General features: G+C 69.5%; 26 protein-coding genes and 2 pseudogenes. 16 read left to right on the top strand and 12 right to left on the bottom strand.

Going from position 1 to position 24,460, the window contains the following annotated elements; genetic code table 11:
- Nucleotides 1–5 precede the first annotated feature (5 nt).
- Both K2224_RS17240 and K2224_RS17235 read left to right on the top strand, forming a co-directional pair.
- The gene (locus K2224_RS17240) at nt 6–845 is read left to right on the top strand and encodes a class I SAM-dependent methyltransferase (RefSeq protein ID WP_221907372.1); all 840 of its coding nucleotides are present in this window, start codon (nt 6–8) and stop codon (nt 843–845) included.
- 194 nt (nt 846–1,039) lie between these two features.
- Nucleotides 1,040–1,819 carry an SDR family NAD(P)-dependent oxidoreductase gene (locus K2224_RS17235; protein ID WP_221907371.1) on the top strand — a complete coding sequence of 260 codons (780 nt, stop codon included), beginning with the start codon at nt 1,040–1,042 and terminating at the stop codon, nt 1,817–1,819.
- A gap of 194 nt (nt 1,820–2,013) precedes the next feature.
- On the opposite strand, the gene K2224_RS17230 is transcribed toward K2224_RS17235, so the two are convergent.
- The 3 genes from K2224_RS17230 to K2224_RS17220 all read right to left on the bottom strand — a co-directional run bounded on the left by K2224_RS17230 (nt 2,014) and on the right by K2224_RS17220 (nt 5,426).
- Nucleotides 2,014–3,033 carry an SCO0930 family lipoprotein gene (locus K2224_RS17230; RefSeq protein ID WP_221907370.1) on the bottom strand — a complete coding sequence of 340 codons (1,020 nt, stop codon included), beginning with the start codon at nt 3,031–3,033 and terminating at the stop codon, nt 2,014–2,016.
- 138 nt (nt 3,034–3,171) lie between these two features.
- Nucleotides 3,172–4,779, bottom strand: a complete 1,608-nt coding sequence (locus K2224_RS17225; RefSeq protein ID WP_313904779.1) for an NADH-ubiquinone oxidoreductase-F iron-sulfur binding region domain-containing protein — start codon at nt 4,777–4,779, stop codon at nt 3,172–3,174.
- Entirely contained in the window at nt 4,776–5,426 is a 651-nt protein-coding gene (locus K2224_RS17220) for a hypothetical protein (RefSeq protein ID WP_221909764.1), read from the bottom strand. Before K2224_RS17220 ends, K2224_RS17225 begins: the two co-directional genes overlap by 4 nt.
- Nucleotides 5,427–6,030: 604 nt before the next feature.
- On the opposite strand from K2224_RS17220, the gene K2224_RS17215 reads away from it, so the two are divergent.
- Nucleotides 6,031–6,831, top strand: a complete 801-nt coding sequence (locus K2224_RS17215) for a CdaR family transcriptional regulator (RefSeq protein WP_260692721.1) — start codon at nt 6,031–6,033, stop codon at nt 6,829–6,831.
- Between the two features lie 81 nt (nt 6,832–6,912).
- Here the strand turns inward: K2224_RS17215 and K2224_RS17210 are convergent, their stop codons facing one another.
- On the bottom strand, nt 6,913–8,286 hold the full coding sequence (locus K2224_RS17210; RefSeq protein WP_221907368.1) for a DUF1996 domain-containing protein: 1,374 nt from the start codon (nt 8,284–8,286) through the stop codon (nt 6,913–6,915).
- Between the two features lie 209 nt (nt 8,287–8,495).
- Nucleotides 8,496–9,152, bottom strand: a complete 657-nt coding sequence (locus K2224_RS17205; RefSeq protein WP_260692718.1) for a DUF4142 domain-containing protein — start codon at nt 9,150–9,152, stop codon at nt 8,496–8,498.
- 274 nt (nt 9,153–9,426) lie between these two features.
- Between K2224_RS17205 and K2224_RS17200 the strand changes: the two genes are divergently transcribed.
- From K2224_RS17200 to K2224_RS40625, 3 genes and pseudogenes are all read left to right on the top strand, one after another.
- Nucleotides 9,427–9,870 (top strand): Imm63 family immunity protein, encoded by a 444-nt coding sequence (locus K2224_RS17200; RefSeq protein ID WP_221907367.1) that lies wholly within the window; start codon nt 9,427–9,429, stop codon nt 9,868–9,870.
- Nucleotides 9,867–10,208, top strand: a complete 342-nt coding sequence (locus tag K2224_RS17195) for a TNT domain-containing protein (RefSeq protein ID WP_221907366.1) — start codon at nt 9,867–9,869, stop codon at nt 10,206–10,208. Before K2224_RS17200 ends, K2224_RS17195 begins: the two co-directional genes overlap by 4 nt.
- 186 nt (nt 10,209–10,394) lie before the next feature.
- Nucleotides 10,395–10,601 (top strand): annotated as a pseudogene (locus K2224_RS40625) (MerR family transcriptional regulator); the annotation flags it as partial.
- A gap of 81 nt (nt 10,602–10,682) precedes the next feature.
- Here the strand turns inward: K2224_RS40625 and K2224_RS40620 are convergent.
- Nucleotides 10,683–11,075 (bottom strand): hypothetical protein, encoded by a 393-nt coding sequence (locus tag K2224_RS40620; RefSeq protein WP_260693520.1) that lies wholly within the window; start codon nt 11,073–11,075, stop codon nt 10,683–10,685.
- Between the two features lie 356 nt (nt 11,076–11,431).
- Here K2224_RS40620 and K2224_RS17185 point away from each other — a divergent pair, with 356 nt between their 5' ends.
- On the top strand, nt 11,432–12,286 hold the full coding sequence (locus tag K2224_RS17185; protein WP_221907365.1) for a class I SAM-dependent methyltransferase: 855 nt from the start codon (nt 11,432–11,434) through the stop codon (nt 12,284–12,286).
- Between the two features lie 173 nt (nt 12,287–12,459).
- Here K2224_RS17185 and K2224_RS17180 read toward each other — a convergent pair whose 3' ends face one another.
- Nucleotides 12,460–13,134, bottom strand: a complete 675-nt coding sequence (locus tag K2224_RS17180; RefSeq protein ID WP_221907364.1) for an MBL fold metallo-hydrolase — start codon at nt 13,132–13,134, stop codon at nt 12,460–12,462.
- Between the two features lie 399 nt (nt 13,135–13,533).
- Here K2224_RS17180 and K2224_RS17175 point away from each other — a divergent pair, with 399 nt between their 5' ends.
- Nucleotides 13,534–14,295 (top strand): MerR family transcriptional regulator, encoded by a 762-nt coding sequence (locus K2224_RS17175; protein WP_221909761.1) that lies wholly within the window; start codon nt 13,534–13,536, stop codon nt 14,293–14,295.
- Between the two features lie 366 nt (nt 14,296–14,661).
- Here the strand turns inward: K2224_RS17175 and K2224_RS17170 are convergent, their stop codons facing one another.
- On the bottom strand, nt 14,662–15,237 hold the full coding sequence (locus K2224_RS17170) for a hypothetical protein (protein ID WP_260692714.1): 576 nt from the start codon (nt 15,235–15,237) through the stop codon (nt 14,662–14,664).
- A gap of 234 nt (nt 15,238–15,471) precedes the next feature.
- On the opposite strand from K2224_RS17170, the gene K2224_RS40610 reads away from it, so the two are divergent.
- Nucleotides 15,472–16,122, top strand: a complete 651-nt coding sequence (locus K2224_RS40610; RefSeq protein ID WP_260692713.1) for a DUF4277 domain-containing protein — start codon at nt 15,472–15,474, stop codon at nt 16,120–16,122.
- Between the two features lie 142 nt (nt 16,123–16,264).
- A complete protein-coding gene (locus tag K2224_RS17160; RefSeq protein ID WP_221907363.1) occupies nt 16,265–16,660 on the top strand; it encodes a hypothetical protein in 396 nt (131 codons plus the stop codon).
- 422 nt (nt 16,661–17,082) lie between these two features.
- Here K2224_RS17160 and K2224_RS17155 read toward each other — a convergent pair whose 3' ends face one another.
- The gene (locus K2224_RS17155) at nt 17,083–17,433 is read right to left on the bottom strand and encodes a helix-turn-helix domain-containing protein (protein WP_221907362.1); all 351 of its coding nucleotides are present in this window, start codon (nt 17,431–17,433) and stop codon (nt 17,083–17,085) included.
- An 88-nt stretch (nt 17,434–17,521) separates the two neighbouring features.
- On the opposite strand from K2224_RS17155, the gene K2224_RS17150 reads away from it, so the two are divergent.
- From K2224_RS17150 to K2224_RS17140, 3 genes are all read left to right on the top strand, one after another.
- Complete coding sequence (locus K2224_RS17150) at nt 17,522–17,869, top strand: hypothetical protein (RefSeq protein WP_221907361.1); 348 nt, start codon at nt 17,522–17,524, stop codon at nt 17,867–17,869.
- The gene (locus K2224_RS17145) at nt 17,866–18,792 is read left to right on the top strand and encodes an NmrA family NAD(P)-binding protein (RefSeq protein ID WP_221907360.1); all 927 of its coding nucleotides are present in this window, start codon (nt 17,866–17,868) and stop codon (nt 18,790–18,792) included. Before K2224_RS17150 ends, K2224_RS17145 begins: the two co-directional genes overlap by 4 nt.
- Before the next feature lie 533 nt (nt 18,793–19,325).
- Nucleotides 19,326–19,778: a DUF4870 domain-containing protein gene (locus K2224_RS17140; protein WP_221907359.1), complete on the top strand. Its 453-nt coding sequence runs from the start codon at nt 19,326–19,328 to the stop codon at nt 19,776–19,778.
- A 136-nt stretch (nt 19,779–19,914) separates the two neighbouring features.
- On the opposite strand, the gene K2224_RS17135 is transcribed toward K2224_RS17140, so the two are convergent.
- The gene (locus tag K2224_RS17135) at nt 19,915–20,238 is read right to left on the bottom strand and encodes an Lsr2 family protein (RefSeq protein WP_221907358.1); all 324 of its coding nucleotides are present in this window, start codon (nt 20,236–20,238) and stop codon (nt 19,915–19,917) included.
- 68 nt (nt 20,239–20,306) lie between these two features.
- Between K2224_RS17135 and K2224_RS17130 the strand changes: the two genes are divergently transcribed.
- Entirely contained in the window at nt 20,307–20,609 is a 303-nt protein-coding gene (locus K2224_RS17130) for a hypothetical protein (RefSeq protein WP_221907357.1), read from the top strand.
- 444 nt (nt 20,610–21,053) lie between these two features.
- Complete coding sequence (locus K2224_RS17125) at nt 21,054–21,503, top strand: nuclear transport factor 2 family protein (RefSeq protein ID WP_221907356.1); 450 nt, start codon at nt 21,054–21,056, stop codon at nt 21,501–21,503.
- A 292-nt stretch (nt 21,504–21,795) separates the two neighbouring features.
- Here the strand turns inward: K2224_RS17125 and K2224_RS17120 are convergent, their stop codons facing one another.
- Nucleotides 21,796–22,224 (bottom strand): hypothetical protein, encoded by a 429-nt coding sequence (locus K2224_RS17120; protein ID WP_260692712.1) that lies wholly within the window; start codon nt 22,222–22,224, stop codon nt 21,796–21,798.
- 217 nt (nt 22,225–22,441) lie between these two features.
- Here K2224_RS17120 and K2224_RS17115 point away from each other — a divergent pair.
- Nucleotides 22,442–22,693 (top strand): annotated as a pseudogene (locus K2224_RS17115) (FAD-linked oxidase); the annotation flags it as partial.
- A 324-nt stretch (nt 22,694–23,017) separates the two neighbouring features.
- Here K2224_RS17115 and K2224_RS17110 read toward each other — a convergent pair.
- Nucleotides 23,018–24,061, bottom strand: coding sequence for a PP2C family protein-serine/threonine phosphatase (locus tag K2224_RS17110; protein ID WP_260692711.1), 1,044 nt, complete (start codon nt 24,059–24,061; stop codon nt 23,018–23,020).
- Nucleotides 24,062–24,460 lie beyond the last annotated feature (399 nt).

The following is a 24,460-nucleotide window of genomic DNA, read 5'->3' as shown; positions in this document are numbered from 1 at the left end:
CTGACATGTCGGGAGCCGCGGAGCACAGGGACTTCATCCCCGAGGCCGAAGCGCGAAATCTCAACCGGCGCAGTTGGGACGAGCGTGCACTGGTCCATGGGCAGGACCCGTTGTACTACGACACGGAGAGGTTCCTCGCCGGCGGGAGCACGCTCCGGGACCTGGACGTCGAGCTGGCAGGGGACGTCAACGGACGTGACCTCCTTCATCTCCAGTGCCACTTCGGACTCGACAGCCTGAGCTGGGCCCGGCGAGGCGCCCGCGTCACCGGAGTGGACTTCTCACTGGTGGCGATCGGGCGCGCACGGGAACTCGCCCGGCGCACCGGCCTGGCCGCCGACTTCGTCACCGCAGACGTCCTCGACCTGCCCGCGGACCTGGCGGGCAGCTTCGACGTCGTATGGGCCTCCTACGGAGTGTTCACCTGGATCGGAGACCTCCGGGCGTGGGCACGCAGCGCCGAGCGGGCCCTGCGGCCGGGCGGCCGACTCGCCGTCGTCGATCTCCATCCGCTCGCGCGCATGATCGAGCAACGAAGTCCCCTTGTGGTCGACGCCCCGTACGCCTACGACGGTCCGCACCGCTACTCCAGCGCGGCGAGCTACGCCGCCCCCGACAGGCCGTTGGAGAACCGGGACACCATCCAGTGGTCCCATTCCCTCGGCGAGTTGGTATCCGCTTTCGCAGCGGCCGGTCTGCGGACCGACTCCCTGGAGGAGCACCTGACGAGTGAACGGAATGACCGGGACGGCGTCCTCACCCAGGGGGCCGACGGACTCTGGCGGCTGCAGCTCTGGGAGTACCCCCTTCCGGTCCTCTTCAGTATTTGCGCCACGAAGCCGTAGGCCGCCTGTCCCACCGGTCGTCAGAGCCCCAGAGGGTCCGCAACCTCCCTCACGGCGGCCTGCCCGGTGGTCAACAGGAGTGCCGACGGTCGGCAGTGACCGTCGGCAGCGAGGTGTTGCGGGTGAGCCCGCCGCGGGACCGGCCGAGCAGAACGGCCTTCAGCAAGGGCGTTACTACGAGGAAAGAGGCGATCATGGGCGAACTGGATGGCAGGACCGCACTGGTGACGGGCGGCTCGCGCGGGATCGGGCGGGCGGTCGCCCTGCGGCTCGCCGCCGAGGGGGCGCTGGTCGCGGTCCACTACGGCGGTAACGACGCGGCCGCCGCGGAGACCATAGCGAAGATCACCGAGAGCGGCGGCCGGGCCTTCGCGGTGCAGGCCCGCTTCGGCGAGAGAGGTGCGGTGGGCCGGCTCTTCGAGGGGCTCACCGCCGGACTGGCGGACCACGACGCGGACGGCCTGGACATCCTGGTCAACAACGCGGGCATCCACTCCACCACTTCGATCGGGAAGCTCACCGAGGAGGAGTTCGAGCGGCTGCTGGCGATCAACGTGAGCACGCCGGTCTTCGTGGTCCAGCGGGCGCTGCCGCTGCTGCGGGACGGCGGACGGATCGTCAACGTGGGCTCGGCGGCCACCCGGATCGCGAATCCGCTCCAGATCGGCTACACCGTCACCAAGGCGGCGCTGGCGGCGCTCGGCCCGTCGCTCGCCAACGAGTTGGGGCGACGCGGGATCACCGTGAACACGGTCGAACCCGGGGTGGTGCTGACCGACATGATCGCCCCCTATGCCGCGGTTCCCGAGGCGGTCGCCGGACTTGAGGCGATCACCGCGCTGGGCCGGATCGGCGAGCCGGAGGATGTCGCGGACGTAGTGGGCTTCCTTGCGGGGGTGCAGGGGCGCTGGGTGACGGGCCAGACCATCGACGTCTCCGGCGGTACCTACCTCGGACCGATCCCTGCCGAATGATCCGCCCGGGGCGCGGAGCGGAGCCGGTCGACGCGGTTCGGCCCCGCACCACATCAGGGCGTCGACCCTCTGACCGCGCCCTCGACTCCGGGCTCCCGGATGCGGAACATCTGATCCCCGGTGCGCACTACGCGATGGCGAGGCGCACCGGGTGCGCACCGGCCGGGGCGGGGTGCCGGCACCGGGCGGTCCGGTCAGTACGGCGGTGTCGTGGGAATGTGCGAACTGGCCGTGTCACTCGTGGAGTTGGTGTTCTTCTTGCCGTCCTCGGAGACCGCGAACCACAGGCCCATCTTGCCCTGGCCGTTGATGTCGCCGGGCTGCTTGTCGCCGGTGAACCAGTAGACCGGCCAGCAGCCGATGGCGAGCTGGCGGGTGCCGTCCGGCCGGGTGACGGTGGAGACGAGGTGCGGGGCGATGCCGTTGAGTTTGGAGCGGTCGGCGGGCCTGGCCGGCTTCCAGGTGTCCAGGCAGGTGCCGGTGCAGCCGAACTTCATCGGCCAGGGGTTGTCCTTGTTGAAGCGGTAGAGGGTGCGGCCCATGTCGTCGACCAGGATCCGGCCGAGCTGTGGCTGGGCGAACACCCCGACGTCGGCGGCCGGTTGGGTGCCGGCCTTGGTTCCGTCGGAGGCCAGTGCGTGCCAGGTGCCGCCCAGGCCCTGGCCCTTGGTGTCGCCGGGCCGGGTGTCCTTGGCGTAGCGGTATGCGGGCCAGCCGTTGACGGTCAGCTGCTTGGTGCCGTCGGCGCGGGTGACCGAGCCGAGGGCGTCGGGGGCGATGCCGGCGGGCGCGGTGGCGCCGTCGGCGGGGACCGGTGGCCAGGTGGTCGCGCAGGCGCCGGAGCAGTTGGACGTGGGGGGCTTGGCGGTGTCCTTGTCGAAGCGGTAGAGGGTCATGCCCTGGGCGTCGGTGACGAACGGGCCGAGGGCGGCGGACTGGCGCAGGGCGAGGGCGCCGGCGGGTTTGCCGGCCGCGGCGGGCTTTCCGCTGTCGTCGTCGGCCTGGCCGCCGTAGCCGTTGGTGCCCTGGCCGGCGGGCTGCACGTGGTCACCGCCGGTACCGGTACCGGCGGCGTATCCGCCGCTGCTGCTGCCGCAGGCGGTGGTGAAGGTGAGCGCTGCGGCGAGGGCGGTGACGGCGAGGATGGCGTGCCGCCGGGCCGAGGCCCCGGCCGACGGGGCCGAGAAGGCAGTGGGGGGTGCCGGTACGGGCATGGCGAGTCTCCATAAGTGATGGGGATGGGTGATGGGTGTGGGGTCGGGGAGGGGATGTGGGGGCCGGGGTCGGGGCCGTGGCCGCGTGGGGGCGAGTGCATCCAGGGGCGTGCCATCTCGACAGGCCGACGGATCGGGTCAGTTCCCGCTCTGTATGCGGAGGGCGAGGGCCGGGCAGCGGCGCACCGCGAGCCGGGCGCGGCGGCGCATACGGGCCGGCAGGGGTGCCCCGGCGGTCTCGGGGTAGCCGTCCGGGCCGAGCCGGATCATCGCCGGTACCAGCTCCGCGCACAGGCCGTGTCCGCGGCACAGTGTCCAGTCGACCAGCAGCCGCTCCGGTGGTGGGGGAGGTGGGGGCGGCGGATACGGGGGCACCGGCGGGATCCGTGGAGGGCGGGGATGCCGCGGCCGGTCGCCGGTGACCGGGAGCACCCCGGTCACCGGGCGGCCGCACCCGAACCCGCGCGCGTGGCGGTCGAACTCCTCGGGGAAGGCGGCGAGGGCCGATGCCACGAAGCGCGCGGTACCGTCCGGGTGGCTGCAGGCGCCGCGACCACGCACCGCCCGCAGGCGGGCGTGCACGGCCTCCAGGGCGGCGCCCCCGCCACCCCGTACGGCGCGGTCGAGCTGGTCGGCGAGGGCGGGCAGCCCCAGTAGGCAGGGCCCGCACTGTCCGGCGGACTCGGCGGCCATCCAGTGCGCGACCCGTACCGTCTCGCCCGCCGGGCAGGTGTCGTAGGGCAGCGGCAGGACCGCCCCGGCGCCCGGCACCGCGCCGTGGGCGGCCAGCGCGTCGCGGGAGAGGGTGGCGGTCCGCGCGGCGTCGGGGGAGAGCCAGGTGCCGTGGTAGCCGCCGAGGAGCACGCCCTGCCCGGCGTCCATGCCGCAGTGCGTGAGGACCTGGAGCAGCGGCGTCCCGTAGGGGGCCTCCACGACCTGCCGGCCGGCGACCGTCAGCAGCAGGGTGCCGGGCTCGGAGGGCAGGCCCGCGGTGCGATAGCCGAGGGCACCCAGCCGTGCGGCCAGGGCCAGCTGGGCGTAGGTCTCGGCGTTGGACAGCAGGGTGGGCAGGCCGTCCAGGCCGCGTTCGCTGGAGCGGACCCTGCGGCCCGAGGGCAGTGCGGGGCCGCCGGACAGGCCGTTGCTGAGCGCGGTGCCCTCGCCGGTGACGAACCGCTCGGGCAGCCGGACGACCCGTAACGGTGGCCGGACCGGGCCGCGTTCGGCGATGGCGCGACGCACCGAGTCCGCCACGTCCGGGCGGGTCACCCCGATCGCGATCTGCCGGGCGCCGATCGCGCCGGCGGCCAGCAGGGCGCCGTCCAGCACCAGGTGCGGAACGTGCAGCAGCAGTGCGGTGTCCTTGAGACAACTGGGTTCGCCCTCACTGCCGTTGACGACCACAGCGGCCTTGCCGTCGGTGTGGCGGATGCCGTCAAGGACGGCCGTCACCTTCCGGGCGAACGGGAAGCCGGCGCCACCCCGGCCGCGCAGGTCGGTGTTCTCGGCCAGCGCCACCAGCTCCTGCGCGGTCAGTGGGGGCGGCTGGCCGTGCAGCGTCAGATGCGCGACCCGGTCGAGCCGGGGCAGTTCGTCGAGTCCGGCGAGGAGTCGTGGCGGGCCTACGGATGTGAGGGTGGGGACCGGCAAGCCAACACCCATGCCGACGGGGGAAGTTGCGAGGGCGGGCAGCCGGGTGGTGTCCGAGGTGGACGGCAGTGGGTGAACGGGGGCCGGGGCGGTCATCGGGGCTCACCTCCTGCCGTACGGCGCGGGCCGCGCAGTCGCAGGGCGAGTCGTAGGGCCACCCCGGCGAGCGCGATCCCATATCCCGCAATCGCCCAACCGGCGGCGGTGCGGCCTGCCTTGAGGCCGTGCAGCAGGGCGAGGCCCCAGGCGGGATAGGCGACCGTGTGCAGCGCCCACCAGCAGCGCGCGGCGGTGCGGCCGGTGAAGGCGCCGCGCACCGCGCCGCTGACCGCGACCGCGACGAACCCGTACCCGGCGAGCGTGCCGCAGCCGATGAGTGCCGGCCGTGCGCCGTCGGTGAACGGCACCGCGAGGGCCGTCGCCCCGGTGTGTCCCTCGGCGACCTTCACCCAGATGTGCAGGCCCAGGAAACCCAGGCCGGCGATGCCGGTGCCCCGGTGCACGGCCTGGGCGAGCAGGCGGTGCGGGGCGAACAGCACCATCCGGTCGGTGGCGGCCAGCCCCCACAGCACCGTGGCGGAGAGCGAGACCAGTGCCAGCACTCCGGCGTCGTAGTCCAGGAAGTGCACCGTGCTGTCCATCGCGCCGGAGTGCAGCGTGACGGCGAGGAAGAGCAGCAGCGCGGCCGGAAGTGCCGGGCGTAGCAGGGCACTTCGGATGGCAGGTGGGGGCTGGGCGGGCATCTTCACCTCCCGAGGGTGGGACATGTTCGGTTGCGGTACGCAAATTCCGGCGGTACATCCCGGCAGCGGTATTTATTCCGGGGGCTCCGAGGCTTTTGTCCGGAAGGTTATCCGTGTGACCTCCGGTAACACTCGACATTCCGTAACCGGTCGAATACTGGCGGCCGTAATCCGGATGACCAACAGCATCACCGAACCGCCGCTGGATTTACTGATGTTTAGCGCGCTGTGACAAATTCCTGCACGTGCGTCGCGAACCCCGGCAAGGACTCCGGATGATGCCGACTCAGGCGCATGAAGGGACGTCAAGTCCCCTTCCCAGCCCCGTCCCGCCAGGATCGAGGTAGCGATGTGTGATCTCCTGAACCGCCTCTGGTCGCATCCCCGCGGCGAGTGGACCCGGGTGGTGAGAAATGAGCTCCCGGACCTCGTGGAGAAGGTGGTCGGGGAGTTGCAACGCGGATTTCCCGCAATGGCCGCACTTCTTGGTGACACACCCGTGGAAGATGCTCAATGGGCCCTGGAACAGGCCCTGCTGACCTGCCTCGGGTACCAGAAAACATCGCAAAGCAAGCGTCCGGCGGTTTCGTCCGTCGTGACCCCGATGCCGGTGGCACGGGCCCGCCAGGACCTCTTCGACGTCCTCGCCGGGCAGCAGAGAACCCCGGAGGGCGGCCTCGGTGAACTCGCCCGGGCGGCCGGCTGGCCGGTCCCCGACACACTCCAGGCCGTGGTACTCGCCACCCCGGCCGAGGCCCCCCAACTGGCCGCCGCCCTCGGACACGCCCTCATCGGCAGCGTCGACGGCTACACCGCCTTCTTCGTGCCCGACCCGGCCACCCAGAACAGGGCCCGCCTGGAAGCCGCCCTCAAGGGCCGCACCACCGCCGTCGGCCACGCCGTCCCCGCCGCGGAGGCCGCCTCCTCGCTGTACTGGGCCCGCTATCTGCTGTCCCTGGTCCCTGGCAGGGGCGGCCCCGAGACACGCGCGGCGTTCGTCGACGACCACCTCTCGGCGCTACTGCTTCTCCAGGACGAGTCGCTGGCCGCCGCCCTCACGTCCCGCTGGCTGGGACCGCTCGCGCAGTTGACGCCGCGCCAGAGCGAACGACTGGAAGTCACCCTGCTGGCCTGGCTGGAGGGCGGCGGCGCCCCCGAGGCCGCCAGGCTGCTGCATGTCCATCCGCAGACCGTCCGCTACCGATTGCGCCAGATCGAGAAACTCTTCGGCCCGGCGCTACGCGATCCACGGACCCGCTTCGAGCTGGAAATGGCCCTGCGCAGCCGCCGTTTGATGGCCCACCTCCGCAGCCGGCAGGCTCGGGCCGGTCGCCGGGCCCGCGCGGTGACATCGAATATCAGGCCCCTCGACACGGCTGGGGAGGCCCGGGTCAACGGCCTGTGACCCGCCACCCGAACATGCTGAGGGCCGCCGTCCCCACTCCTCCTTCACGGAGCGGGGGCGGCGGCCGACTGCCGTGCGAGGTCAGGAACAGGTCCGCCCGCCGTTGATGCACCCGACCGCGCGGTTCATCAGCGCGTCCGGCATCACGTCGATGAAGTCCCCATGGTCCGTCACGGGTTTGCGCAGCTGCTCGGGGAAGCTGTCCACCGCGAAGCTGTCGCCCGGCGGGACGTCGTACGTCAGACGCTCGGTGAGCTGCGGAACCGCCGTGAAGCCCCGCGGACAGGCGCCGTTCCGGCCGGCGAAGGCCATATGGTCGCGGTGGTTTCCGCTGTCCGTGCTGCGACCGTTCCAGCAACCGGGAAAGGCCAGCCTGCGGACCACCTGCGAACCCCTGGGGCACAGTGGGTACTTGTCGGCCAGCTGCCGGTTCTCGAAGCCGGTGCAGCTCCAGGAGGCGTGGGCGTTCTCCGGCCCGTTGGTGAACGCCTTGGCGTCGCCGGTGATCACCCGCAGGAAGCGCGGCATCGCCCGTACGGCGCCCGACCGGCTGCCGTGGTAGGTCAGCGTCACCGAGGCCGGCGTCAGCACCGAGCCGGCGTTGCCGTCGCTCCCGGCGCCCGGCCGCGGTGCGGAGGTGCCGTCCAGCTCGCGCAGCACCGGCCAGTAGTACGTCGACAGATCACCGTTGGAGCAGGTGGTGCCGGACGCGGCCAGCGACTGCTCGGTGGAGAAGGCGTCGGTGGTGGTGTTGCCGACGTAGTCGTGGGTGTGGTGGGCGCCGTTGGTCACGCCCGGGGTCACGATGACGTTGTCGGAGTTGAAGTGGCCGTTCTCGTTGCGCCCGCACGCGCTGGAAAAGGTGCCGGTGGACGCGCCCCGCCCACCGGGCGTGGCGAACGGCGGGCTGACAGTGCCCGGCGCGACCGTGGTGATGTCCACGAAGTCGTCCCGCGAGGGCCCGGTCTGCCGGTGGTGCAAGCCCTGCCCCGGCCCCTGCTTCCCGCCCCGACTCCGGCTCTGGCGCTGGCTCAGGTCCCGGTCGGGGGTGGTCCCGGTGGGCTTCGTGGTGCAGGCACTCATCCGCATCAGGTCGTCCGGGCGTCGCACACCGCCGCGGGCGATCGCGTCCGCCATCGCCCCGATGGTCTGCCGGCGCTGCCGCTCCAGCGTGCCGAGCGTCGCACCGCTGCTGCCGCCCGACATCATCGCCTGGTACGCGTCCGACACCTGGCGGTCGAGGGAGGCCAGCCCCCGGGAGACCTGGAGCCGTGCGACGCTCGGCACCGTCCGCAGGTTCTCGCCGACATCGGGGCAGGAGACAGTGGCGGCGGTCACGGCGAGGTGCTGGTGGCCCGGTACGGGGTCCGGGCCGGAGTTGTGGGCCAGCGCGGTGCCGGCGATGGCCGCGAGCGCACCACCGCCCAGCAGGAGGGCCATCGCCGCGATCGTCATACGGATGCTCAACCGTGAGCGCCTGTGGTCCTGTTGGTGTTGCTGGGGGCGCCGTGAGCGGGTCCATCGACTCATATGGGATCACTTCGCTTCGTTCGGTGGGGGGAGGGGCGCTGAACTGGGAGAGGTTGGGAGCAGGGGGCGGTGTGGGGCAGGGGCAGAGCCGGCCCCGCAGGAGGCACCCGGGCCGAAGGCCGGTCGTCTCTCGCTCAATTGCTGTGCAGCGTGCCGAAGTCGACCTGGCCGGTCTGCTCCAGGACCGTCATGTGGTCCAGAACCACGGCGTTGGCCCGGTCGGCCAGCGCACGGACGACCGAGTTGCGGGTCTGGTCGCGGACCAGTGCGACCAGAGCGAACACCTTGCCGTGCGAGCGACGCAGCAACTGCGCGAAGAGTGGACCGAAGTCCTCGTCCGAGGCGGCGCCGAGCTGACCGAGCCAACCCTGCTGCTCGGCGGTGGGCCGGTCGGGCAAGGCGATACCGAGTTGCTGCGCGGCCTGGCGCGACCGGAGGTCCAACTCGGTGTGGCCGGCGACGAGATGGTCGCCCGCGGCGCGGACGGCGGCGGTCCGGCCGCGCGCCTGCGCCTGCCGGCCGGCAGGCATCTCCCACAGGCCGGCCAGTCGGACCTTGCGGACGAAGTCCCGGTCCATCGCGCTCAGCGGACCGTAACGGGTGCTCACGGTGCCCCCGCCGTCGTCTTCGTAGCCCACGGTGTTGGTGGCCGCGGCCGCACTCTCGCCGAAGAGCTGCACCGGCACCAACAGCGCCGCGAGCGTGGCCAGCAGTGCGCAGACCACCAGACCGGTGGCGAGGGCCCGCCCGAAGGCGGGGGGCTTCTCCCTGGTGCCAGGCATCAACCGCATGACCGGGACGCTAGGCCCCGCCAGGGCCGCACGGCGCCGGATCCTCACCCCTGGACAAAAACCGGCCCACGCCGCCGAGCCCCTGCTAACGCACCCGTACGCGGTGCGGGTACGCGCTGGCCAACCCGCCGGAGGCGTCGGCGCAAGACGATCGATTCGTGCAGCTCAAGTCTGGGGCGACGAGCCACGGGCCGGGGTGGAGTGAGTGCCTGCCAGCTGTCATGTGGTCGAGTCCACGTTGGAAGTGCTCGTACGTGATGCAATAATCGTCTGCATGACGATAACCCTTGAGGGTGTCTACGACGCTGTCCGTAGCATGCTGTCGGGCATCGAAGGGCTCGACGGCGCGGACGTCGTCGGCAACGGCCCTCCCGATGCCGGCTACCCCCACGCCGAAGTCCACGACGGTGCCATCCACTGGGTGGTGCTGGAGCGGAACAAGGAAGTGGAGCGCCGCACAGCCGGGGACCTGAACGAGTTCCTGTACTGGGCTGCGCTGCACACCACTCGTGACGCCGCCTCCCGCTGGGAGCTCGACCACCGGGGTCTGTTGCCCGGCTGCAGCGACACCCGGGTGGGGTGGCTGGCCAGGCAGGTCCAGCTACTGGGGTTGGTCCGGCCCGAGTGGGCGGACAGGTTCCGGGCGCAGATCCCGCAGCAGTGCCCGGGAGTGCGCCTTCAGGACGTGGACGCCTATCCGGTCGAGGAGCGGTCATGAGGCTGTGGCGGCGCGGGAAGAGGCAGGAGCTGTCGGCCGGGGGAGCGGAGGTGTGGGACCGGTTCGGGAGCCCGCTGGGGAGGTTCGCGCACCCGAACGGGACGCCGTTCGCCCAGCGTTCCCTGCCGCCCACCTACCTGATGTGCGGATACCACGTGTACAGCTGGATCCGACCGTGGACTGGGGAGGACGTCGAGAAGTACGGCTTCATCCGGAGCGGCAAGGTCGCTCCCTGGTTCGGCCAGCCCGGGGGCGGAACGCAGTTCATGCTCCCGGAGGGCATCTCGGTTCAGTGGCTCATCGACCAGGGCTACATCCGCGAGGAACCCGTGCGGTGATCGGAGCCGGTCGCCGACGCCGCCCGACCTGACCAACCCGGCAGTTCCCTGTCGCCCGGGAAGCACCGGCGTCCCGCAGAACAGCCACTGCATCCCGTCGGCGGCCGTTCCCACCCGGGGAGCGGCCGCTCGGTGTACTTGTCGGCCTGACCCTGACGCTAGCGTCAGGGTTCTAGCGCCCCCACCATGGTGAAGGAGATCGAGATGTGGATCGGAGAGCTGGCCGACCTCACCGGCGTCAGCCCCCGATCCCTGCGCTACTACGAGCAACAGGGGCTGCTGGCCCCGCAGCCCGCCGACAGCGGCTACCGCGCGTACGACGCGTTGGAAGCCATTCGGGTCGCGAACATCAAGGAGCTCCTGGACGCGGGGCTCACCCTGGAGGACGTCCGCCCCGCCTTGGAGAAAGGCTTCCTGGACGCGTCGCTGTGCCAATCTCCTTACATCGGGGCCGGCTGGGCGGTGCGGGTTGGATCAGCCGCAGTCGGGCGTCATCGAGCCGACGGGGGCGCCGTTCAGTTCCTTGTTGCCGAAGCCGTCGATCTCCTGCTCGGAACCGGCGAAGTGGGCCTTGTCGTTGAGGCGCACGATGCAGCCGAAGGTGTCGGGGATCGGGTTGCGCGCTGACAGTGGCTTGATCACCGGGTCGAGCGAGTCGACCTCGGGAAAGTTGAAGCCGGTTTTGGTGACCTTGACGTTCAGTCGGTAGAGGATCTGCCCGGTCTGGTGCGGCCCGCTGAAGAGGCAGAACTCGCCCTTGCGGCACGTGGTTGACGCGTCGGAGGCCGAGGCGGCCGAAGTGGCGGATACCGAGAGGCCGATGGCTGCCAGAGCGGCCAGACCGAGGCGTATTGAGCCATACGACATGAGAACTCCTTGAATCGGAAACGAAGGGGCAAACCTGCCGGCGTCAACCTATCGAAGATCAACTCGCGGTCAATGGGCCGACCCTGAACCACGGCCACTTCCAGCCAGGGCCCGCGGTAACGGTTGATCGATCGTCTCCAGCGAGACCCTGCGTGCCTCGACCTGTAGACCACCGGCACCCTCGGTCTGCGGCAGCCGGCCGACGGCTCAAGTTCCCTGCGAAGTGCCGCGTCGCGAAGGCCCCGCTCGCCGCCGCCGACAACCGAGGCGAAGAACTCCCAGGCAACCTCGTCGTACTCGACCTCAAACTCGCTCGACTGAAGCTGTCCGACTCCGGGAGGGCTAAGCTGGCTGTCATGCGCTCCGGAGTGCCCAGTCTCACCGCTCGGTCCGCGGCCGCCCATCGCGCGGCCCACCAAGTCATAGAGGGTGGCCGTGTCTTCACCGATCCGCTGGCGATCCGCCTGCTCGGTGAGAGCGCGGCCGACATCGCGCGTGAAGCGCGCGCACATCCCGAGCGGCGCTTGATGCGGCTGTTCATCGCGGCACGCAGTCGGTTCGCCGAGGACGCGCTGGACGCCGCCGTTGCCGCAGGGGTGCGCCAACTCGTCGTGCTGGGTGCGGGATTGGACACCTACGCCTACCGGAACCCGCACAGCGCGGTGGGCCTGACCGTGTTCGAGGTGGATCATCCGTCGACCCAGGCATGGAAGCGCGAACGGCTGGCGGCTGCCGGGATCGACCCGCCGTCGTCGCTGACGTTCGTGCCGGTGGACTTCGCACGGCGGACTCTCACCGATGGCTTGCGGGTCGCGGGGTTCGATCCGGACCGCCCGTCCTTCTTCAGCTGGCTCGGCGTGGTCCCGTACCTCACGCGGGAGAACGTGTTCGCGACCCTCCGCTCCGTGGCGGAACTGCCCGGCGGCGCCGAGATCGTGTTCGACTACGGCGACCCGCCCAGCGCCCTGCCGCCTGACCAGCGCGCCGCACATGACGCCAGGGCGGCCCGTGTCGCTGCTCTGGGAGAGCCGTGGCTGACCTACTTCGAGGCCGACCAACTGGCGGCGGACCTCAGAGATTCCGGCTTCACCACGGTCGAGGACCTCGGCCGGAGCGCCCTGGCCGCCCGCTATTTCGGCGCCCCGGCCGACGCGCCACGGCAGCCGGGAGCCCACGTCGTCCGCGCCGCAAGCCCCACCAGGCACCGGTGAAGCCAAGCGGCTGCCCGCGGCTGCCCCGAGCACGCAGCCTGCCACTCGTGGGGCCCCGCTGCGTCTCATGCCATGGCTGTGCCTGCGTTGCCATCATGGCGTTGGGGTTTGGGCGACGAGACCGTTCGGCCTCCGGGATCGAGCCGCCCGGCCTGCCGAAGAGCTGACCTTCGTCATACCGCTGCGGCGGTGGCTGCTGTTTGCAGGGCGGCCGTCGCACCGTGTGAGATCGGATCTCCGTGTCCAAAGACCGCCGTGTCGACCTCCAGTTGGGCAAGTCGGTGCAGTGACTTGACGGCCCGGGCGCGGTCGGTGTTGAAGACACCCAGCATGGTTTGGCCGACGTTGGCGACCGCGTCGCCGGCGAACAGCACCCTGGGCCCAGGCAGGTGCAGCGCGATCGACCCGTCCGTGTGCCCAGGCACCGCGACCACCACCGCCCCGCCACCGAACTCCAGCATGTCGCCGTCCTCCACCTCATGGTCCACCCGGCACGGTGGGGCCGGCGACAGTGGCGGAAGGGCCGCCCGGATCGGCACCTCGAACTCCTCCAGCACCGGCGGCGCCCCGGCTGCCTCGCCCTGGATGACCGGTGCCTCCAGTCGATGAGCCACCACCTCCGCGCCGTGCCGGGCAGCCAGTTCGGCGGCCGAGCCCGTATGGTCCTCGTGCCAGTGGGTCAGCACGATCCGCCGCAGCACGCCGTCCAGAACTTCCTCGATCTTCGCTGCGCAGCCCAACGTCCCGGTGTCGATCAGGGTCAGCCCATCGTCGTCCCGCCACAGATACGCTGCCCCCACCGGGAAGCGGAGCATGCGCAGCCTCGGCACCACCTCGATCACATTCATGCCCCCAGCCTGCACGGCCGTACTGGAGACCACGCCTTCGTTCGCTGACGGCTCACCAGGCGTGCGGGATACGACCAGCCCGCCAACGCGCATCCTCTGCGGGGCCCAGGCGGCACGCCCCGCGAGGCCGGGCCCCCTGCGACGCGTCGAGCGCAGTGGCCCAGTCCCCGGCCGCGCTCAGCCGCCCTTGGATGTCGGGGACATCGTCCGAGGCCGAGGTCAGACCATGAAGATGCCGAGAACCCGTGCCCAGTCAGGTCCGGCGGGTCGGGTCTTCGGACGGCCGCAGCAGTGGTTCCGCAATCAAGCTCCGGTTCCCCACTTGCGGTTTCCGCTGCGTCAACTTCTAACGTCTTCGTTGTGGCCGGAGAGACCGGCCCGGCGATGGGAGGCGGGGCAATGGCCTGGTCGATCGCGGATGTGGCCCGGATGTCCGGAGTGACGTCCCGGACGCTGCGGCATTACGACGAGATCGGCCTGCTGCCACCGGCGTGGATCGGGAGCAACGGGCACCGCTACTACGAGGAGGCTGATCTGCTGCGGCTGCAGCAGATCCTGCTGATGCGGGAGCTGGATCTGGGGCTGCGTGAGATCCAGGCGGTCCTGGACAGCCAGGTAGATCAGCTGGACGCGCTCCGCGAGCACCACCGACGACTGCTTGCGGAACGCGACCGGCTGGAGACGCTCGCTCGCACGGTCGGCCGCACCATCGCCGAACTGGAGGAAGGCAAGGACAACAGCGACATGACAAAGATCAACAGGCCGGAGAACCTGTTCGAGGGCTTCGAGCCCGGCCGCCACGATGCGGAGGCGCGTGAGCGCTGGCCGGAGCAGTGGGAGCAGTCCCAGCGAGCCCTCGCAGGGATGACCGCCGAGGGTATGGAGCAGTGGCAGCGTGAGGCGACGGCGCAGATGATCCGCATGGCGGAGTTCATGGTGGCCGGCACACCCGTCGCCGATCCTGCGGTGCAGGCCGAGGTGGACGCCCACTACCAGGGCATATGCCGGTTCTGGACCCCGTGCGCGGCCGCGTACAAGGGACTGGCCCAGACGTACGTCGACGACTCTGGGTTCCGTACGAACTTCGACCGGATCGCCGACGGACTGGCCGTCTACCAGCGCGACGCGATGGCCGTCTACGCCGACGCACGGCTGAGCTGACCGAAGGCTCAGACTGCCGGGGGGCTGCAGACCCCCGGCGGCAGGCCACCAGCAGACACCAGCTGTGCCGCCAGACCACCGAAGCTCCCGGCACCGTGCCGAGAAGAGTTCTTACATCACCACTCGCACCGCGAAAAGGTTGCACACTCAAGTCACTGAAGTGACGCACCGTCACGACCAGCATCTGCACACAAGCTCTGCTGGAAGAGATCCGTTTCCCTCGCCCGGGCCCGGGCCGTCCACACCATCGACCTGACCACGTGATCGCGTACAAGGCTTACAGCTCACGCGGCGTCCGCGGCTGTCTTCGTGGGCGACCTGCTGGGCGTTCCCCGACGACCGGGGCGGCCCCTGGCGGCTACCGGTTCACAGCGGCGAGGGCAGGTGCACCGCGGGTAGTAGCCCCTGCTGGATCTCCCGACGCGGCAGCGACAGCCCCAGGTGCTCGCCCACCGCCCCGAACAGTCGCCTCGCCAACTCCTCGTCCTCGTCCTCGGGGTCCTCGCAACCGGGGAAGGTATCCCGCACCGCGCCGGCCTGGCGCATCGCCGCATCCAGTGCGGCGAACGTCCCGAGCCGGTCCTTGAGCGGTACCGCGGTCTCCAGCAGGCCGTCGCCGGGCTCGATGGAACTCACTTCGCCGACGGCGTCGACATAGCACACCCATGGATGCTCGTGCAGGAAGCGATCCAGGCAGACGAGTTCGTCACCCTGCCGCACCAAGGTGTCCTGGCCCAGCCGGTCGAGGAAGGTGAGGTGCCAGGTGGATCGTTCGACCTCCAGGACGTACGCCCACTCGCCGCTGCGGCCGAACATCGCCACGCTGTCGCCCAGGTCCACGCTCAGCCTGTCGAAGTGCTGGACCAGTTGCTTTGCCCACGGATTGCCGGCCATGCCGCCCGAGCCAGTGTCCGCCGACTCGTTCACCGCGGCCGCGACCATGCAGCTGGAGGTTCAGGCCGAAGGCGGTCTCAAGCGTCCGGCCGTCGGTGGCCGCCAGGACGTGCTCGCACAGCTGGGCATCGGCAGGGCTCAGGACACCAGATCCGTTCTCCGTGCATGGTTTTGAGTGCCGGGGTGACTGCGCCGTAGGTCGTTGGGGTCGGTGTGGCTGTCGTATCGGGCCGGCCCCGGCGTCGAGCTCGGCGGGGGCGGGCGGAGTTGGTGGTGCCGCGGGTGGCGGCCAAGCGGTTGGCCGCGCTGCCGGTGGTCGCGGACTTCTGTCGTCGGCTGGACATCGCTGGGATCTTCGACCGGCTTTGCCCGGTGAGGGAGGTGGCCCGGGTATCGCATGGCGAGGTGGTCGAGGCGCTGATCGCCAACCGGCTCACTGCTCCGGCACCGCTGGAGCACATCGCCGCGTGGGCGGGTGAGTGGGCGGTCGAAGACGTCTTCGGGATCGAGGCGGAAACACTCAACGACGACCGGATCGCCCGTGCACTGGACGCCATTGCCCCGGAGCCGGAGCACATCACCGGCTCGGTCGGCGCCGCCGCGATCAGCGCGTTCGGCCCGTTGTGCTCGGATGGATTCGGGGACTTCTTTCCCGACGATCCCGCCGCCGCGCCGGCCCTGTCCGATGGTCTCGTCGCCGCTCTGTACGCGTGGGCGAAGAGCATCGACGCCACACTGGATCTGCACCTGCGGGACCGGGAGGCCGGCAGGTACGACGCCCAGCGGGAACGGCTGTTCCACGAAGGGGCGGAGCCGGCGAGCCGAGTCGCCCACGAGGCCGGCCCCGCCCGGACGGTGACCCACGAAGGCCCGGCGCATGGTGGTCTGGTCGCGCTCACGTCCATAACCTGGCAGGGGGACCGGCAGTTGTAACGCTCGCACCTCATGCACCACTGGGCCCGCACTCACCCGAGTGCGGGCCCAGCGTGCTGATGAGCCGTCGCGAGAGTTCCAGGTGCGGGATGCCCACCAAGTTTCTAGCGAAACCCAACCGCTAAACGCAGGAGGGGCGTTCATGGTTGACTACGCCAACGTTTCTGATGAAGTTATCGCTAACCGAAACTTCCTGGCCGATAAAGTTCACCGGGAGTTGGAGCTGGCGGGAATCGCTACCCTTCGACAGGGGGACGGAGAGGAACGGGCAGGTGCGCAGATTGAAGTTGATCTCGGCGATGATTCGGCAGGAGGGGTTTTCGTGAGCTGGAACCCGCACCCAATTCTTTCTCAAGCCGCATCCGACGCTGTGCGGAAAGGTCAACTCCAGGCGCCGGTCATTCGGCATTCCGGAGCCGTTGTTTCGCATGTGCGGGATGCGATAACCGGGATTCTTGTATCGGCGGGTTTTCGGGTCGATGTCGCGGATGACGACATGCGCCCGTTGGCTGTCCGTGTCTGGGGCGATGAAACATAAGAGGCCGGGGCAAAACCCGTGAAACTCCCTGAGCGCACCCCACCCGGACCTTTCGGTTGCGGCGGCTACGTGCAGAGCGGGACGGGTGAGGTTGGTGTGGGCGACTCGGGGGGCGATTGAACGGAACTGGGAAACTCCAGGTTTTTGTCGCGCCTCAACCGCTGTGAGTTTAAGTCACGCCGCTGCCGCGGTCCCATCCGCCTCGGAATTCCGAGACGGCGACAGTTCTGTGAACACGTCGGTGCGCCGGGTGGCGGATATCATGGCCGGTGCCACTGCCTTCCGCGGTCTCTGGTGGACGCCTGGGCCGTGATGGGCTGCGGGGCGGCATTCTGCTAGTGACGGCGGCACCTGAACCGCCTTGTTCATGGCCCTATGACAGGGCGGCCAGTGATTCATCGGCCCGCCCGTTGGCCTCTGACTCAGTCCGTTTTGGACTCTTGGAATCCCACCACGGCCGCGCCGTGCTCGTGAGCCCACTCAGTCAGCACCGCGATCGGCTTTACCAGCGTCCGGCCCAAGTCTGTCAGTGCGTACTGGACCTTCCCGGCCTCGGCGTGGCGGTCGACCAGGCCGTACCCCTGCAGCCGCCGCAGCGTCTGGGTCAGCACTTTCCGCGAGATCCCGCCGATCAGGTCGACCAACTCGCCGTGCCTGTACGGCTCCCGGCTCAACGCGAACAGCACGACCAACGCCCACTTGTCGGCGATGATCTCGACTGCCAACCGAGCCGGGCAGTCGGCGAGGAAGACGCTGCCGGAGTACTCACACATGCCCCGACGGTAGCCCGCTGCCAGGAACCCGGAGGTACCTACCGCCTCACTAGCGTCCACGGCGGAAGCTACCGAGCAGGGGAACCGAATGAGGGCAGAGATCAACCGGCCGGGCGGGCGGAAGGTCGTCGCGCTGGTCACAGTCGCGTTGGAGCTGTGGTCACCAGGGCACTGGCCCGCCAACGCGCCGATGGCCGCGGCATGGCCGCTGTCCGGCATCGACGACAGGCACAGCACCTCCTGGGCGGACTACGGCGTCACCACCGGCCCAGGCGTCTTCCACTTGACCGTCCACGCCCAAGTCGGAGGCCGACCGCTCCTGGCGGGCATGGCCGCCCAGATCCTCGACCGCATCCGTGCGTCCGGCGACGTCTGGGTCGCCACCCACGCTCAGGTGGCCGAACACGCCCTTACACACCAGGGAGTTACGCCGTGACCCACGTCCTCGTCGTGGGCGGCACCGGAGCCATGGGCAGTCACGTGGTCCGACACCTGTTGGCCACCACCGGCGTCACCATCACCGTCCCCACCCGCAACCCGGAGTCCGCCCACGCCACCGAACTCGCCGCCACCGCCCCCCACCGCCTGCAACTGGTCCGCTCCGACCCAGCGGCCCTCAACGCCCTCATGGGGCAGGCCGATTACGTGTTCGCCAACACCGACTTCTTCGCGACGGGCAGCGCCGTGGGCGAGCACCGGCAAGGGCTGGACTTGCTGGCCGCCGCGGAGCGGGCCGGCGTTGAGCGTTTCATCTGGTCCTCGTTGGACAGCGCGGTGTCCCTGACCGGCCACCCCGTCCCGCACTTCGACAGCAAGGCCGCCGTCGCCGCCCACATCGACCTGATGCGGTCGGAGGAAATGCTCCGCAAGGAGACCGACGGCTGGTACACGGACCACGTCTCGGTACTGACCACGGCGCCGTACTTCGAGAACCTGCGGGACCGGCTCACACCCCGACCGGACGGCCGGGGCGGCCTGACCTTCAGGCTCCCCCTCGGCGCCGCCCGCTACCCGCTCGTCGCCCTCGACGACATTGCCTGGTTCGCCTGCCACATGTTCGACAACTGGCAGTCCTGGGGTGCCCGCGACCTCGCGGTGATCGGCGACAGCCGCACCGGCGACGAGATCGCCGCTGCCTTCGCTCAGGTCACGGGCACCCCCAGCACCTACATCCCGATGCCGCATGACGAACTGCGCGCCGCGGTCCCCGACTTCAGCCACGACTACGCAGCGATGTTCCAGTTCTTCGCCGACCGTGATCTCTACGCCCGAGACCGGGACACCAACCTCCTGCACCGCCTGCACCCCGACTTGATGTCCTTCGAGGACTGGCTGCACCACACCGGATGGACGGGATGACCACCCACCCGCCAAGTCCGAACGCGAGCACGCACGACAGCACTCGTCGCGCGGACCGGCGCCAACGCCGGCCTGAGGTCCGGCAAACCCGGCGTGCCACACCAAGGGCCGGCCGAGGAAGACGCCACGAGTTTGCGACCGATCACGACGGCATGGCCGTGAGACAACGAAGAAAGGCCGGGGCGCCCGGGTCACACAAGATCGACATGTCATGCGCGGCGAGACCTTACAACGCGTGCGCCTCCCCACGGCTGGCGAAGCATCGACGCCTCCACCCTGCGTCGGGGCGCACAGCTCCACCGCCCACCGGGGATGCCTGGCTCATCCCGTAGAGTCACCCTGAGCAGTAAATTCGCACACCCGTACAACAATGAGAACTATGGGGGAATCGACGCATGGTCGAGTTCCACAAGCCCGACGAGTCGCAGCCTCAACCTCCCCACGACGCGACGCCTGGCAATGACGCAGGTCCTGGCCGGTACGGACCAGGACCTGGATGGGGGTCAGGCGGGCAGCCCGGCTACCCGTACCCGATGCAGCCGCCGTCGACCGCAGCCATGTGGACCCATCTCTCCGCGCTGCTCACCGTCACCGTCGGTGCGAGCTTCTGCTGCGGCCTCGGCGGGATCCTCGGCTGGATCGCCCCGATGACCATCCGGAACAATCCCCGCAACCTGCATGACCCGCTCGTCCGCCATCACGGCGCCCAGGCGATCAACTTCGGCATCACCCAGGGCATCGTGGTGGTCTTGGGCTTCATCATGTACCTCGGCGGGGTCATGACCTTCTCCCTCGCCACGGTGGATCAGCACTCCGAGCCGGTCGTCCCGCTCGCCCTCCCGATCGTGCTGCTGAGCGTGCTCGCCCTGCTGGTGGCGTTCGTCATCACCGGCGTCGTTTTCGCCGTCATCGGCACCGTCAAGGCCAGCCGTGGCCAGATGTGGTCCTACCCGAAATTCATCGCCTGGCCGATGGTCAAGGCGTAAGGCGAATCGGGGGAGCGGGGGCTCGTCTCGGCGCGATCGAAGACCAGCCACGCTGGAGAAAACATCCTCGATTTGCTAAGTGCTGAAGAAGAAGCCCCTCATGTGAAATGAGGGGCTTCCGCCTTATTCGGGTAGATTAGCGAGCCCTCTGGTACGCCTCGCGAATGTCGGCCGGGACACGACCACGGTCATTGACCTGGTAGCCGTTCTCCTTCGCCCACGCCCTGATCGCCGCGGTGTCGTCACCACCGGTGGTTTCCTTCCGGGGCTTACGGGCCCGGCCGGTCTTGCGCCCGGCCTTGAGGAAGGGGCCAACGGCCTCAAGCAGCTTGTCGTAGCTGTCCGGGCCGAGGTCGATCTCGTACGCCACGCCATCGAGGGTAATGGTGTGCGTTGCCGCCTCTGAGGTCTCTTCGCCCGTGAGGTCGTCTGTGTAGATGATGACGGTCTTCTGTGCCATGGCTGAAAGTGTAAATGCTTCTGCTGTTTTCCGTCTCCGCGGATGATCGCACGGCGAACTTTCGGTAAATGAGAGAGTTAGCGCTGATCTGCTGGGCGACCGCGGGATCCGTGACCTGCTCGCCGGCGAGCAGCATCACGGGGGATGCGCTCGACCGGATCGAGGACGTGGACGGCGGTTGCCAGGGCGGCGAGGGGATTCGCTGTGGCGCCCACAGGACGGTCGCGGTGATGTGGCAGTCCGGCGAGTGCAGCATCGGCATCGCGGCCGCGGCGCCCTTGGCCCCGATCTGCACCGGGGCGTCCACGACGTCGCGAGTGCTGACGAGGCCCGGCGCATCTTCCCGCTCGATCTGCGGCTTCGTGCCCTGAGGCAGGGCCAACGACTCGGTGGCGGTGTCGTATTGCGTCTGCCCCCCACTTCGCCCGGTCCGACGGCAGCATGATCCACCGGTCCTCAGACAGCACGCGCTTGGACACATCGTCCTGGGCGGCCCGTAGTTACCGCGGACCGAATTGACCCGCCGCGGGTTCAGCGTCGCCGTCGGCATGTTCGCGGCCGGAGCCCCGTAGTCGAGCTCGACAGCCGGCCCGTTCTCCTCGGCCAGGGTGAACCTGCCATCCAACAGGACATCGCCGGCCGCGAGTTCGAGGCGAGAGCGGATGGCTTCGAGGGCCTGCCGATTCGCGAACGGAATGCTTCACCCGTCTCGGTGAGGCGCGCTGAGTTGCCCGCCTCAATTTTGGACTGTACTGTTCAAAATCCATATGAACGATCAACAGTGGAGGCACGAAGTGATGCGAGCGGAATCGACGGTGCCGAGCACGCGGGACACCGTCGAGAACTTCCTGGCCCGACTCGCCGCGGGAGACGTTGATGGCGTCGCGGCACTCTTCGCCGAGCGAGTGGACTGGGACGTACCCGGCGCGGTCGAGGTCCCCTGGCTCGGCACCCGCGCGACGCGTACCGAGGTCGCCGACTACTTCACCACGCACCCCACATACGTCACCAGGGAGGAATTCGTTGTCGAACGGACCCTCGTGGATGGCGCGGAAGCAGCAGTCTCGGGCCGCTTCCGGAGCCGCGTCATACGCAACGGGGCGGCGATGGAGAGCTGGTTCGTGCTCCAACTGACCGTTTCGGACGGCGAGATCACCCGCTACCGCTTCTACGAGGACAGCCTTGCCATCGCCCGGGCATGGGCTACGACCACCACGGGGGCTGACGGCCAGGCCCAGAAGGCCCACAGCGGCACGGCCGACTGACGCAGCACATCAGCCCAACTCTCCCGGATGCCACTGCGCCGGCCATGGCCTGGACACCCGCCACCTCCTGGCTGCCGTGCCCTCCGCACTCGCCTTCCGCGCGTGATGCCAACGGCACGGCGACTGAAGGCTCGTCGGGTCGTGGCCGCCGCCCGGGACGGCGTGGTACACGTCCGCGGCCGGCGCCGAAGACCGCTCAGAGTGTCAAGGCGTTCTCATACGACCAAGAACGGAGCCTTCCCGGTGAACCCGGTGGCCTTCCGGACGCCGTCGGGTCGGGTCAGGGTGAGGGTCAGAGGGAGAGCAGCTTGGAGACGTTGTTCTTGCTGCCCGACTCGGAACCGCTGGCGGAGTTGAGGGTGTTGGTCGTGCCGGCCGCGTTTTGGATGTTGCCGCTGTTCACCGGGTTTCCGTGGTCGAGGAAGTTGTTGCTTTTGATGCTGTTGCCGCTGTTGATCGGTCCGCCGACGCAAGGATGAGGCGACTTGATCTTGGGTGACTTGTAATCGAAGTCGGGCAGGCGGTTGTTGCACAGCACGCCGGTCAGCATTGCCGTGAGGGAGCCGAGATTGGAATCCGTCGCGGCGTTGAGCAGGGATCCTTCCGCGTTGGCCGGTGGGGTCTGGGCCTGCGCGATTCCGGTGCCGAACAGCACCAGACCGCATGCCCCGACGAGGGTTCCCGCCTGCACCACCAGTCCCGCCTGCGCTAGTCTCTTCACGACGCTCCTTACCTGGTCGGCCTGTTGATCGAGTCGTATCTTTCTGTGGCCGTCCGTGCAGACGGCCGACAACCCGCGGTAAACCGACGCTCGCGGGCCATATTCAGTCGCTTGGCCCAACCGCCCGCGTGGATGGGCAGACCGGCCGGGGGCGGTAGACGTAGGGGCACCCCTTGTAGGCGCTTGAGCTTCCAACGCCTGTGGCAGGGCAGGCCGTGAGGCGGGCGCGGGCGGACACTTCGCCGGTGGCGGGTACGGGCCCCTCTCCCGCCGGTACGGCTCGGTCGTGGACCACCTGTACGGCGTGGAGGTGGTGGTCGTCGACCGAGACGGCGCCGCCTGTGCGGTCGTGGCCACCCGCGAGCCCGGCGACCCGCACCGCGACCTGTGGTGGGCACACACCGGCGGTGGCGGCGGCAACTTCGGCATCGTCACCCGCTGCTTGCTGCGTTCCCCCGGCGCCACCGGCCCGGCCCAATCCCGAACCTCCAAGGCATGGTGAACGATCTCGTCACCGCCGTGACCGCGGGCACCGGCGAGGCCGGCGACGTGATCAACCGCCGCTACAAGGACAAGGCCGCCTACCTGCGCCGCTCACTCACCGACACCCAACTCTCCACCATCTACCGTCACTTGACGGACTCCACTGGCCCCTCGGGCAGCGGCATGCTGCTCATCGGCTCCGGGGGACGGGGCCGCGCGGTACGGCCGCAGGTCTGGTCCGACGACGATGCTCTCGGGGCACCGCGGAACGCCGGCCGGAGGCATCACATGACCGCAACCTGGGGCGGGTCTACTCCGGGGGCTCGCACAGGCGCACGGCAAGGGCGGCGATGTCGTCGTCAAGGCGTCCTGCGCTGTAGTGGAGGAGGTCGTGGTGAAGAGCGTTGAGCAGTTCGTGGGGCGGTAGCGGGGGCTGCCGGCGCATCCAGGCCGCCAGCGGGAAGAACTCACCGTCGCGGGCGCGGGCCTCGGTGATCCCGTCGGTGTAGAGAAGCAGCAGGTCGCCGGGGCCGAAGTCGAAGGCGTCGACGGTGTAGTGATCGCCGATCAGCCCCGCGAGGTTGAGCAGCGGGGAGGGGGCGGTGGGCTCGAGAGCACGGAGTTCCCCTTGGCTCAGGAGCAGCGGAGCGGGGTGTCCGCAGTTGAGGATGTCGATGTGCGTGCCCCCGTGCGGCATCTCGACAAGGAGGGCGGTGGCGAAGCGCTCCATCGGCCCCTCGGGGGGAAAGGCGGCGTTGTAACGGGCGCTGCTGGCATCCAGCCGGCGCGCGACGCTGACCAAGTCGGCCTCGCCGTAGGCCGCCTCCCGGAAGGAGTTGACGATCGCCGCGGCCGCCCCGACCGCCGGCAGGCCCTTTCCCCGCACATCACCGATGAGCAGCCTGACCCCGTATCGCGTGTCGACGACCTCGTAGAAGTCCCCGCCGATACGGGCCTCCGCCGCGGCCGCGAGATACAGCGACTCGATCTCGACGTTCCCGAAGCGGCGCGGCATCGGACTCAGCACCACCTGCTGCGCCGCGTCGGCCACGAGTCGTACCTGAAAGAGAGTCCGCTCCCGCTGGAGCCGGGCATGACTTCCGTACGCCGCCGCCACGGTGACCGCGACGATCCCCCCGACCGTCCACCACGTCCCCAGACCGGGGAACACGACACTGAGGCCGATCATCAGAAAGAGGCAGACCGTCCCCAGCAGGACGGTGGGGAGCACTGGCCACATAGCGGCGGCGAGGGCCGGCGCGGCGGGCAGGAGGCGACTGAAGGCCATGTCCGGGGGAGTGGTGTATGCCAGGCTGGCGATGACGATGGTCAGGGCGACTGGCGACAGCCGCACCAGCCTCCACCGGCCGTGTCGAAGTTGCTGTGGCCGCCCAGACTCGATCACGCTTCACAGAATATCCATACAAGGGGGATAAAGCGCTCTGACGGACCGGAGTCGCTTGCCTGTCGTCGGCCGGCCCCGGCATGCCGTACGGCTTCACCCCCCCCGCATCCCGCGCAGTGAGAGGTGGAGACGCCGGAGCCGGTCGAACTCCAGGGCCCGGCTCCCCTCCCGTCGCCTCGTACCTCGACGGCGACGTACTCACCCAGCAGGTTGTCCGTGAGGAAGCGCTCCGGCTGCCTTCCTACAGCGAGCGGCCGGGCGGGCCGGGCCGGGGGTGCTGCATCGACGGACGGTCTGCTGTTGAGCGCGACATTGGCGGCCTGAAGAGTCTTCGGTGACACGTGGCCA

Origin of the sequence: Streptomyces sp. BHT-5-2, from assembly GCF_019774615.1 — a bacterium.
Taxonomy (GTDB): domain Bacteria; phylum Actinomycetota; class Actinomycetes; order Streptomycetales; family Streptomycetaceae; genus Streptomyces.
This window is presented reverse-complemented; position numbering and strand designations above follow the sequence as displayed.